The 11,973-nt window shown below is 69.5% G+C and carries 6 protein-coding genes; 5 read left to right on the top strand and 1 reads right to left on the bottom strand.

The genetic code is table 11. The features are described from left to right. Positions 1–42: 42 nt before the first annotated feature. Positions 43–4,200, bottom strand: coding sequence for a fibronectin type III domain-containing protein (locus tag IPK24_17505; protein MBK8077312.1), 4,158 nt, complete (start codon positions 4,198–4,200; stop codon positions 43–45). A gap of 329 nt (positions 4,201–4,529) precedes the next feature. On the opposite strand from IPK24_17505, the gene IPK24_17500 reads away from it, so the two are divergent. The 5 genes from IPK24_17500 (at position 4,530) to IPK24_17480 (ending at position 11,960) form a co-directional block, all read left to right on the top strand. Continuing rightward, a complete protein-coding gene (locus IPK24_17500; protein MBK8077311.1) occupies positions 4,530–5,339 on the top strand; it encodes an IclR family transcriptional regulator in 810 nt (269 codons plus the stop codon). 163 nt (positions 5,340–5,502) lie between these two features. Beyond that, a complete protein-coding gene (locus IPK24_17495; protein MBK8077310.1) occupies positions 5,503–6,597 on the top strand; it encodes a glycine betaine/L-proline ABC transporter ATP-binding protein in 1,095 nt (364 codons plus the stop codon). Further along, positions 6,594–8,639: an ABC transporter permease subunit gene (locus IPK24_17490; GenBank protein MBK8077309.1), complete on the top strand. Its 2,046-nt coding sequence runs from the start codon at positions 6,594–6,596 to the stop codon at positions 8,637–8,639. The genes IPK24_17495 and IPK24_17490 overlap by 4 nt, the downstream gene beginning before the upstream one ends. Positions 8,640–8,729: 90 nt before the next feature. Next, on the top strand, positions 8,730–9,722 hold the full coding sequence (locus IPK24_17485; protein ID MBK8077308.1) for an ABC transporter substrate-binding protein: 993 nt from the start codon (positions 8,730–8,732) through the stop codon (positions 9,720–9,722). Positions 9,723–9,860: 138 nt separating this feature from the next. Continuing rightward, a complete protein-coding gene (locus IPK24_17480; GenBank protein MBK8077307.1) occupies positions 9,861–11,960 on the top strand; it encodes a methyl-accepting chemotaxis protein in 2,100 nt (699 codons plus the stop codon). Positions 11,961–11,973 lie beyond the last annotated feature (13 nt).

Raw genomic sequence — 11,973 nt, 5'->3', positions numbered from 1 at the left:
CGAACCGCGCATCACGGGCCGAGATGCCATGAACCGGGCGGATCAGTTCGGCGTCACGGCGTTGGACGCTGCCGACGCGGTGCCGGTGCCGATGGTGTTGGTCGCGGTGACGGTGAAGGTGTAGCTGGTGCCGTTGGTCAGGCCGGTGACGGTGCAGCTGGTGGTTCCGGCGGTGGTGCAGGTCTTGGCGCCCGGGCTCGACGTCACCGTGTACCCGGTGATCGCCGACCCGCCGTTCCAGGACGGCGTCGTCCACGACACGGTGGCCTGGGTGCTGCCGCCGGTGGCGGCCGGGGACGTCGGGGCCGACGGCGTGATGGTGAGCGCCCACTTGCGGGCCAGGTACTCGGCGATGGTGCGCTGGTCCGTGGTGGTCTGGGCGGTGTTGAAGCCGACCAGCTCACCGATCGACCCGGTGTATGTGATGTTGTTGGTGTTCTTGCCGATATAGGCGGTTGCCGAGGCGGTCAATGAACCCGTGTTGGTCGAAGTGGCCGTGCCCCGAGCCGCGTCGTCCACCGAGGCCTGCAGACCGCCGCCCGACCGGCGGGTGGACATCAGATGGTTGGTGTTGTTGGGGATGGCGGTCGGGCCATGGGCTGTGGTGTCGGGGTTGCCGGTGCCCATTGCCGGGAGGCCACCCGTGATCGAGATGCCGTAGTCGTTCTGCACGCTGGCGCCCGACAGGTCGAAGATCGGGCTTCCCGCGTACCACTGGCTCGATGTGGTGCCGACCGTTGCCGTGGGCCGCACCACGGCGTACCAGGTCATGTCCCCGGCGAACGGTCGCGGCGCGCTCAATTGGCTGGTGCCGCTGAAGGCCACCGTGGGATGGCCGTTGATGCTCGTGCCCACGGCCGCATAGCTGGTCGACACCACGGAGGCGTTGTTGGCCGCGCCGGACTTGTCCTTCCAGCAGGCCACCGTGGTGGTCGCCTGGGCGCCGGAGCAGTTGGTGGTCAAAACCGTGGTGGCGTCGGCGGCGTCGTACCAGAGTTTCATGGTCGTCGACGTCATGATCGCGGCGGGGTAGGTGGTCACTGACGTTGCGGTGGAGGCGGTTCCGGTGCCGAGGGCGTTCGTGGCCGTGACGGTGACCGAGTAGGTGATGCCGTCGATCAGGCCGGTCAGGGTGCAGGGGCTGGACGCCGCGGTGCACGTGACCGTGGATTGACCGCTCGCGGTGGCTGTGGCCGTGTAGCCGGTGATCGCGCTGCCGCCATTGGAGGCCGGTGCGGTCCAGGTCACCGACGCCTGACCGTTGACGGAGGTACTGGGCGTGGCGGTGACCGCGGTGGGCGCGCCGGGTGTCGTGGCGGGGGTGACGGTGGTTGTGGCGGCCGGGCCGGTACCGATGGAGTTGGTGGCGGTGACCGAGACGGTGTACGTGGTGCCGTTGGTCAGGCCGGTGATGGTGCAGGTGGTGGCTGGTGGTGTGGCGGTGCAGGTTTGACCGCCGGGGGAGGCGGCGGCGGTGTAGCCGGTGACGGTTGCTCCGCCGTCCCAGGTGGGGGTGGTCCAGCTCATGGCGGCGGTGCCGTTGCCGGCGGTGGCGGTGGGGGTGCCGGGTGCGGCGGGGGTGATGATGCTGGCCCATTTGTGGGCGAGGTAGTCCTCGAGGGTGCGGCGCTCGGCGGTGGTGAGGGTGCCGGTGAAGGCGATGATCTCGGGGGTGGTGCCCCACCAGCGGCCGGCGGGGGTGGTGTCGCCTCCGGTGCCGATCCAGAAGTGATCGGTGCCGGTGGTGAAGGCTCCGCTGGTGGTGACGCCGGTGCCGCCCTGGGCCCAGATGGTGACCGAGGTGCCGGAGGCGAACTCGGCGGCGGCGACCCCTTGGGCCTGGGCGCCGGGCCAGGCGGTGGAGAAGGCCATGGGGCTGCCGTTGACGTCGGCGCCGGTGGCCGACCAGCTCGTGACGCGGCGTTGGCTGGCGGCGGTGGTGCCGCCGTAGGAGAGGGCGGAGATGCCGTTCATGGCGACGCTGGGGTTGACGGCTGCCGACATGATGACGGTGCCGGTGGTGGTGCCGGTGGGCAGCAGGCTCGGATTGGCCGACAGGTAGTCGTTGCTGCCGTCGAAGCTGGGCACGGGGTGTCCGGCGACGGTGCTCAGGACGGGTTGGTAGGTACCGGTGGCCTGGCTGGCGTGGTTGGCCGAGGCGGACTTGTCCGTCCAGCAGCCGACGGTGGTGGTGGCCTGGGCGCCGGTGCAGGCCGAGGAGGCGTACAGCGTGGCGGGGTCGGCGCCGTCCAGCCAGAGTTTCAGGTTCGTCCCGGACATGATCGTGGCGGGGTAGGTGGTCACGGTGGTGGCGGTGGACGCCGGGCCGGTCCCGGCGCTGTTGGTGGCCGTGACGGATACCGAGTAGGCGACTCCGTCGACCAGGCTGCTCAGGGTGCAGGGGCTGGACGCCGCGGTGCAGGTGCGGGTGGTCTGGCCGGCGGCGGTGGCGGTGGCGGTGTAGGAGGTGATGGCGGCGCCGCCGGTGGAGGTGGGAGCGGTCCAGGCGACGGTGGCCTGGCCGCTGACCGTGGTGCTGGCGGTGGCCGTGACCCCGGTGGGTGCACTGGGCACCGTGGTGGTGGGTGTGCCCGTGGTGGTCGAGGCGGGGCCGGTGCCGACCGCGTTGGTGGCGGTGACGCTGAAGGTGTAGGTGGTCCCTCCGCTCAGTCCGGTGACGGTGCAGCTGGTGGTGGCGGTGGTGCAGGACGCGCCGCCGGGGCTCGCGGTGACGGTGTAGGAGGTGATGGCTGACCCGCCGTCCCAGGTGGGCGCCGACCAGCTCAGGGCCACCTGCCCGCCGCCCGCGGTGGCGGTCGGCCCGACCGGTGCGCCGGGCGTGATGGTGATCCCCCACTTGCGGGCGAGGTACTCGGTGAGGGTTCTCTCGTCGGTGCGCGACAGGGCAGTGGTGGCGACGATGACTTCGCCGAGGTCACCGACGTAGGTGGCCGCGTCGGCGTTCTTTCCGAGGTAGGCGGTGACGGTGTTGGTCAGAGCCGGGCTACCGGCCGCGGTGGCGGTGCCGCGGGCGGCGCCGTCCGCCGAGGCCTCGAGGCTGGTGCCGCTGCGGCGCCCGACGGCGAGGTGGCCGGAGCCGTTGTTGACGGTGACCGGGCCGTGGGCCGTGGTGTCGGACGGGCTCCCGGTCCCGAAGGCAGGTGCTCCGGCGGTGAGTGACAGACCGTAGTCGTAGCCGATGCCGGTGACCTCGCCGTCGAGCAGAGGAGCCCCGACCCACCAGTGGTCGGTCGCCAGGGCCCGGGACTGAGTGGTGCGGGTGATGGCGAAGATCGTCATGTCCGTCGAGGCCGGCGACGGGACCCCGAGCTGGGACGAGCCGTTGAAGGCCAAGGTGGGCAGGGCATTCAGCGCCGGCCCGATGGCCGCGGCGACGGGGCCGGCGGCGTGTCGGGCATGACCCGACTTGTCCTTCCAGCACTGCACGGCCGAGCCGAGACCGGTGCCGGCGGTCGTGGTGCAGCCGCTGTCGCTGTACCGGGTGGTGATGTCGGCGGCATCGAGCCACACCCCCAGCCCTGCCGTGGTCATGATCCCGGCGGGGTAGGGGATGGTCGTGGTGGTGCCGGGGGTGCTGGTGCCGTTGGCGTTGGTGGCCGTCACCGAGACGGTGTAGGTCACTCCGTTGGTCAGGCCGGTGAAGGTGCAGGTGCGGGTGGCGGGGACGGTGATGGTGCAGGTCTGGGACGCCGGGCTGGTGGTGGCGGTGTAGTGGGTGATGACCGAGCCCTGGTCGTCGGGTTGGGGCCAGGTGATGGTGGTTTGTTGGTCGCTGGGGATGGCCGTGACGGCGGGGGCGTCGGGGACGCCGGTGCAGGGGGTGGTGGCGGTGGTGGTGGCGGTGGAGGTCCAGGTGCCGTAGCGGATGCGGACCTGGGGGGTGAGTTGGGTGGTGGGCACGGTGATGGTGGTCGTGGTGCCACTGACGCCGGTGGCGTAGGTGGTGACGCCATCGGTGATGTCGTAGGTGGCCCCGGAGCGCAGGCCGACGGCGGGGGTCCAGGTGACCTGGCAGGTGGTGGGCGTCGTCCGGGTGGTGGTGACGCTGGTGGGGATCCAGGGGTCGAGTTGGGCGGCGCTGAGCGCCGTCCCGCCGTTGGAGGTCTGGGCCGTGAACGCCCCCTGAACCTGGGAGGAGAACAGCGCCGCGAAGCCGACGAACAGCAACGCGCCACCCACGACCACCCGACTCCACCGGCGCCGGGTGTGGTTCGAGCCAGAGGTGGGCCCGCGCGGGGACGCCGAACCGCCCCTCGAAGCATCCACCACCATGTTTCTCCTCTTCGGCACCTCGAGCCCCCGGGCAGAGCCCCCGGATCGGAAAGATGAGACGCAGGCTCCTTCAGGCGGGGCGGGCTCCCCGGCGCGGGGCGCCCCCCCCCCCCCCCGCGAACCCAGGGGTCGAGCTGGCCGGCGCTGTCCAGGGCGCGTCACTCGGTCGGCCCAGCTCGCGCCCCTTGGCGGGAAGATCTCCTCAGCAGCGATCGCATCGCGCATACTGGTGCGTCATGAGCAACAGCGCGCAGGCGGCGGACGCCGGTTCAGGGCTGGTGCAGTCCGTCGACCGGGCGCTGACCATCCTGCGGGTGCTCGCCCGCGACGGCGAACTGGGCGTCACCGAGATCGCCGCCGATCTGGGCGTGCACAAGTCGACGGCCTTCCGGCTGGTGGCCACGCTCGAGGCCCACGACCTGGTCGAGCAGGTCTCGGACCGGGGCAAGTTCCGGCTCGGCGTCGGGGTGTTGCGGCTGGCAGGGGCCACGACCGTACGCCTGGACCTGATCCAGGAGAGTCGGCCGGTGACCGCCGGATTGGCCCGGGCCGTGGGGGAGACCGTGAACGTGGCGGTGCTGTCGGGTACCGAGGCGCTGTACCTCGACCAGGTGAGTGGGCCGTCGGCCCTGGCGTTGCAGAACTGGGCCGGCCAGCGGATTCCGCTGCACGCGACGTCCAACGGGAAGGTGCTGTTGGCCTATGCCGGTGCCCCGGTGATCACCGAGGCGCTGCGCTCCCTGCGCCGATTCACCCCCCGAACCCTGGTGGACATTCCCGCCCTGCAACGCGACCTCGAGGAGGTCCGCCGCCGGGGCTGGGCGTTGGCGGTCGACGAACTGGAGGAAGGGCTGACCGCGATCGCGGCCCCGATCCGTGGGGCCGATGGAACCGTGATCGCCTCCCTCAGCGCCTCCGGGCCGACGTTCCGCCTCACCGCCGAACGCACCCCTGACGTGGCCGCCCGAGTGATGGCCGCAGCCCGAGAGATCTCACAACGGATGGGTTGGCATGAGGTGGAGCCAACCCGACGTGTGGTTGGCTAACAATCAGCTACCAAACGAGCTGATCTGACCTCGAACGCTTGACGCTGGTCACAGTCCCCGTCGATTCTGTTGCTCGTTGAACACCCGGGTGCGTGATGCGCAACACAGCGTGTCGGCCAGAACCACCTGACAGGCGCCTCGGCGCCAGGAAGGTCGTCCCGATATGACGCAAGTGCAGCCGACCGGCTCCGAACCGGTGATCAGTGTGCGGGATCTCTGGAAGGTCTTCGGCCCTGGCGCCGAGAAGGTTCCGCAGTCGCCGGAGCTGGCCGCCCTGAGCCGGCGCGAGCTGATCGACCGCACTGGCTGCACGGCTGCGGTGCGCGATGTCGGCTTCGACATCGCCCCGGGCGAGGTGTTCGTGGTCATGGGTCTGTCGGGTTCGGGTAAGTCGACCCTGCTGCGCTGCCTGACCCGCCTGATCGAGCCGACGTCGGGCTCGATGCTCTTCGGTGGCGAGGACATCCTGGCGGTGGACGCCAAGCGATTGCGTGAGCTGCGGCGCACCAAGTTCTCGATGGTCTTCCAGCACTTCGGTCTGCTGCCGCACCGCAAGGTGGTCGAGAACGTCGCTTACGGTCTCGAGATCCGTGGTGCCGGCAAGGCCGAGCGCACCAAGCGGGCGATGGAGGTGATCGAGCTGGTGGGTTTGAGCGGTTACGAGTCCTCCTACCCCGACCAGCTCTCCGGTGGCATGCAGCAGCGCGTCGGACTCGCCCGGGCACTGGCCGTCGACCCCGAGGTGCTGTTCTTCGACGAACCGTTCTCGGCGCTCGACCCGCTGATCCGCCGGGACATGCAGAACGAGGTCATCCGGCTGCACAAAGAGGTCGGCAAGACCATGGTCTTCATCACCCACGACCTGTCCGAGGCGCTCAAGCTGGGCGACCGGATCATGATCATGCGGGACGGCGCGCAGATCCAGGTCGGCACCGGTGACGAGCTCGTCGGGGCACCGGCGGACGAGTACGTGCGCGACTTCGTCCAGGACGTCAACCGATCGCACGTGCTCACGCTGCGCTGGATCATGCGCCAGCCGCGGCCGGACGACCCGATGGACGGGCCGGTGCTCGGTCAGGACGTGCTGGTGCACGAGGCGCTGCGCGCGGTGCTCGCGGCGCGCAAGCCGGCGCGCATCGTCGACGCGAACGACGAGCTGATCGGCATGGTGGGCGACGAGGAGATCTTCGGGGTGATCTCCTCGACCGAGACGGTCGCCTCGGCGTCCTCGGACTCTGCGGTGAAGGTCGCGCGGTGAGCAGTTCGGTGGCGCCCCCGGTGGTGCCCCAGACGCCGATCCAGCCCACCGACCTGCCGGCCCCCGGTCCTCGGCGGCCGGGGCGCCTGGTGCAGATCCTCGGCGTGCTCGTCGTATGGATCGTCCTGTGGCTGGTGCTGCGGGGCACCAACACGTTGGCGCTGGCCGAGGCCGACCTGACCCCGTTCCACGAGCGAATCAACGATCTGCGCGACTGGGTGGACGCCAACCGCAACTCCTCCCCGATCTTCCTCTACGTCTTCAACGAGATCCGGGTCGTGATCGACGCCCTGTCGACGGCGTTGCGGCACCTGATCGCGGTCCCGGCGGACGGCGAGACCATCCCCACCCTGGGCTGGCTCGGCGTCACCGCGGTGTTCACCTTCATAGCCGGGTGGTTGGGCAACATCCGGGTGGCACTGCTGACTGCGGTCGGCTTCGTCATCCTCGGCCTGCAGGGCCTGTTCACCGAGTCGATGGACACCCTGGCGGTCACCCTGGCCGCCGTGTTGGTCTCGCTGTTGATCGGCATTCCGCTCGGCGTGCTCGCGGGGTTCAATGATCGCTTCAACCGGATGATCACCCCGTTCCTCGACTTCATGCAGACCATGCCGTCGTTCGTCTACCTGGCCCCGCTGACGCTGTTCTTCGGCATCGGACTGTCCTCGGCGGTGATCACCACGGTGATCTATGCGGCGCCGCCGGCGATCCGGCTGACCGCGCACGGCATCCGTTCGGTGAACAAGGCCACGGTCGAGGCCTCGCAGTCCCTGGGGTCGACCTCCTGGCAGACCCTCACCCATGTGCTGCTGCCGATGTCGCGCCGCACCATCGTGCTCGGCATCAACCAGACGATCATGGCAGCGCTGTCGATGGTCACCATCGCGGCCCTGATCGACGCGCCCGGGCTGGGCAAGACCGTGATCAAGGCGCTGCAGAGTGTCGATGTCGGGACCGCGTTCAACGCCGGCATCGCCCTGGTGATCCTCGCCATCGTGCTCGACCGGACGACGACCGCGATGGCGGTGCGCAGCGAGGGCGTGACGCAGAAGCGTCAGTTCGGGCTCGCAGCGCGCCTGGCGCAGCTGCGCCGTCCCATGGTTCTGGCCGGGGCCGTGGCGACGATCGTCGTCGCCTACCTGTCCCGGGTCTACGTCGACCTGGCGATCTTCCCGAAGCCGGCGAGCGGCTCACCGCTCAACCTCGGTCGCCTGATCAGCAGCGGGGCCGACAACGCGACCACCTGGGTGCAGGACACGTTCCCCACCCTCACCAGCGGGCTGCAGGAGGTGACCACCACCTGGTTGATCGACCCGTTGCAGAGTCTGCTCACCGACAGCCCCTGGTGGGTCACCGCTGCCGCGATCACCGCGATCGCCTTCATCCTCGGCAACGTCCGTGCGGCGATCGTGGCGGCGCTGTGCCTGGTGCTGGTGATGGCCACCGGCTTGTGGGAGGACAGCATGATCACGCTGGCCTCGACCCTGGTCGCCACCGTGCTGGTGGTGGCGTTCGGCATCGTGGTCGGGGTCTGGATGGGCCGCAGCCGCCGGGCGGACGCCGCGATCCGTCCGATCCTGGACGCCGCACAGGTGCTGCCGCCGTTCGTCTACCTGGTGCCGGTGGTCGCCCTGTTCAACCCGAGCCGGTTCAGCGCGATCATCGCGGCCCTGGTGTTCGCGGCACCGGTCGCGGTGAAGATCACCGCGGACGGCATTCGGCACGTGTCGGCCACCACGGTCGAGGCGGCGGTGGCCGCAGGGTCGAGCACCTCTCAGGTGGTGCGCAAGGTGCAGCTGCCGATGGCGGCACCGGCGCTGACCCTGGCGACCAACCAGGGGCTGATCTACGTGCTGTCGATGGTGGTCATGGGCGGGCTGGTCGGTGGCGGAGCGCTCGGCTACGACGTGGTCGCAGGGTTCTCCCAGGGCCAGCTGTACGGCAAGGGCCTGGCTGCCGGCCTGGCCATCGTGTTGCTCGGCATCACGCTCGACCGGGTGACCCAGGCGGCTTCACGTCGCGTGGGTCGTCCCGGACGGTGAGTGTGGGCCGGGTGCAGGGGGAGTGATCGTCCCAGGAAGGTCCTGAGACAGACGCAAGGGATTCACCCGTAACGAGGAGGTCGGAACACAGTGCGAGGACTCAGGACGGCCCGTGCGATCGCTCTGGTCGCCAGCGCCGCAGTGGCGCTGACGATCAGCGGTTGTGGCGGCGCCAAGGTCGGCGAGACGAGCGGGGCCTCCGGGGCCGCGTCGGCGTCGGGCGGTGGCGGCGCCGAGTGTGGCACCTTCAACATCGCGATCAACCCGTGGGTCGGCTACGAGGCAAATGCCGCCGTGGTCGGCTACGTGGCCGAGCGTGACCTGAAGTGCAAGGTGGTGAAGAAGGACCTCAAGGAGGAGATCGCCTGGCAGGGCTTCGGCTCGGGTGAGGTCGACGTCGTCCTGGAGAACTGGGGCCACCCGGACCTGGTCAAGAAGTACATCGACGAGCAGAAGACCGCCGTCGACGCCGGCCTGACCGGCAACAAGGGCGTCATCGGCTGGTACGTGCCGCCGTGGCTGGCCAAGGAGCACCCGGACATCACCGACTGGAACAACCTGAACAAGTACGCCGACCTGTTCAAGACCTCCGAGTCGGGCGGCCAGGGTCAGCTGCTGGACGGTGACCCGTCGTTCGTCACCATCGATGCGGCGCTGGTCAAGAACCTGAAGCTGAACTACAAGGTGGTCTACGCGGGCAGCGAGACGGCCCTGATCACCGCGTTCCGCCAGGCGGAGAAGCAGAAGAAGCCGCTGCTCGGCTACTTCTACGAACCGCAGTGGTTCATGGCCGAGGTGCCGCTGGTCAAGGTGAACCTGCCCAAGTACACCGACGGTTGTGACGCCGATGTGGCCAAGGTGGCCTGTGACTACCCGCCGTACGAGCTGAACAAGATCGCCAGCAAGAAGTTCATGGACGCCAATGGCCCCGCGGCCAAGCTGGTCAAGAACTTCCAGTGGACCAACGACGACCAGAACCTGGTGGCGAAGTACATCACCGTGGACAAGATGTCCGCGGCGGACGCCGGCAAGAAGTGGGTCGAGGACAACCCCGACAAGGTGAAGGCCTGGCTCGCGAGCTGAGCTGGTCTGGGCCGAACGAGTGATGACGGCGGGCGCAGCACATGCTGCGCCCGCCGTTTCACTGTCGTGACACCATCAGTCGTCGGGTTGATGTTCTGTGGTGCTCAAGAGCTCGGGTTGACCTGGCGATAACCCGCCATGGTCATCACTCGGCGCATCGCGGCCCTTGCGGGGGGCCGCAGCCTGCGTCGCGCCCTGGTGGTTCGCACCATGGCGATGGCGCTGAGTGCCATGTTCGCCACGGCGGCGCTGTTCGCCTACCAATCCCAGCGCGAGAGCCACCAGCGCGCCCAGGACGACACGGCCGAGTTCGCGACCCTGATCTCCGACGAACTGACCAACCAGTTCGCCACCTGGCGCCAGGACCTGCTCATCGCCGCGGGCAACACCGCCTACCGCGACTGGTTCGAGCAACCCGAGAACCGGCGGCTCACCACGGTGCGCATCAACAACGCGCTGGTGGCGTTGCACGACATCGAGCCCGGGCTGATCGACGAGTCCTGCTTCATCGCCGCCGACGGCAGAGAGCTGGCGCGACAGACCAAGGGTGAGATCGCGCCGGACGACGACCTGTCACCCGACGAGTCGGAGGCCGCGTTCTTCGCGCCCTCGTTCGCGCTGCGCGAGGGCGAGGTGTGGCAGGGCAGCCCCTACGTGTCGGAGGATTCCGGTCGGTGGGTGGTCTCGAACTCGACGCCGCTGACCTTCGGGGGCAAGAACCTCGTCATCCTGCACTTCGAGGCGAACCTGGACGCCGTGCGCAGCCGCGTCGTCCGGCAGTTGCACGGCGGTATGCAGGTGCGCATCGTCGACACCGAGAGCAAGAAGGTGATCGCCGATACGGCGGTCGACCAGCCGATCGTGGACAAGCCCCTGGCGCCATGGGGGGAGTGGGCGGGTGCCGCCGGGCCGATCCGGGCCTCGGCGGACGTCGGGCTCGGCAAGGGCAATGCCAACGCCTGGACCGTGGAGGTCAGCCGCGCGGACACCAGCGTGCTCACGGGCTCGCTGCTGCTCGAGCTGGGCTTGCTGGTGGTGGTCGGCGGCGTCGTGCTCAGCCTGATCACCACCCGGTTCGGCCGGGGCATCAGCGCCCCGATGGAGCAGGTCACCGAGGTGGCCGAGGCCATGGCCGCCGGCGATCTGACCCGGCGCACCGATGTTCGGCGAGCCGACGAGATCGGGCGCATGGCCGCGGCGGTCAACCTGGCCATCGACACCATGAGCCAGGCGAACCTTGCCCTGCAGCGCGAGCACGAGGAGCGTCGCGAACAGCTGCGCAACACCCAGGAGCAGCAGCGTCGGGCAGAGGAGGACGTCCGCCGCCGGGCGCAGGAGATCATCGATCAGACCGCGGCCCAGATCGCCGAGGAGCTCGACCGGATCGTCGAGCACGTCCGCGAGGTGCAGGACGGCGCCGAGACCATCTCGCACCGGGTCGGCGGCACCGGGCGGGCCACCCGCAGCCTGGTGGACCAGGCGGGTGAGGCCGACACCTACGTCGAGGCCCTGGGCGAGAGCCTGCGCAAGGTGGGGGGCATCGCCGAGATGATCGCCGGCGTGGCCTCACAGACCAATCTGCTGGCGCTCAACGCGACCATCGAGGCCAATCGGGCCGGCGAGGCCGGGCAGGGCTTCCGGGTGGTGGCCGACGAGGTGAAGTCGCTGGCCGGCTCGACGTCCCGTTCGACCGGCGAGATCTCGGCGACGATCGCCACCATCGAGGACCATGCCCGCTCGGTCGCCACGGTGATCGCCACCATGGCCGGCAGCGTCAACGGCATCGACGAGGCCACCGCCGATGTCGTCGGCGTGACCCATCGTCAGAACGAGATCGTCGCCGCGATGCAGGGGGCCGTCAGCACGGCCGTGGCCCGGGTCAAGGCCCTGACCAATGCCACCAGCGAGGTGGAACGCCGCACCGCTCGCCGGGTGCCGTTCCACGGCGAGGGCCTGTTGATCGTCAACGCGGTGCAGGCACCGATCGCCTGGAAGGACATCAGCATCGGCGGCATGGCCGGGACGGTCCGCTCGGACACTCCCGTCCGCGAGAACGACAAGGTCACCCTGGAGTTCGTCCTGGTGGGCCGGCAGATCCGGGTGGTCTGCACGGTGCAGCGGCTGGCTGTCAGTGGTGGGCTGATCCACCTCGGCCTGGGCTTCATCGAGGCGAGCCGCGACCTGCGGGACGCGATCGCGACCTACTTCGAGGACGTCCTGGGATCGGCCGAGGTCTGATGCACGGCCGACC

The organism is Kineosporiaceae bacterium (assembly GCA_016713225.1).
In the GTDB taxonomy this organism is placed as follows: domain Bacteria; phylum Actinomycetota; class Actinomycetes; order Actinomycetales; family Kineosporiaceae; genus JADJPO01.
Note: the sequence above shows the minus strand (reverse complement) of the source record. Positions and strands in the feature narration are given on the sequence as shown.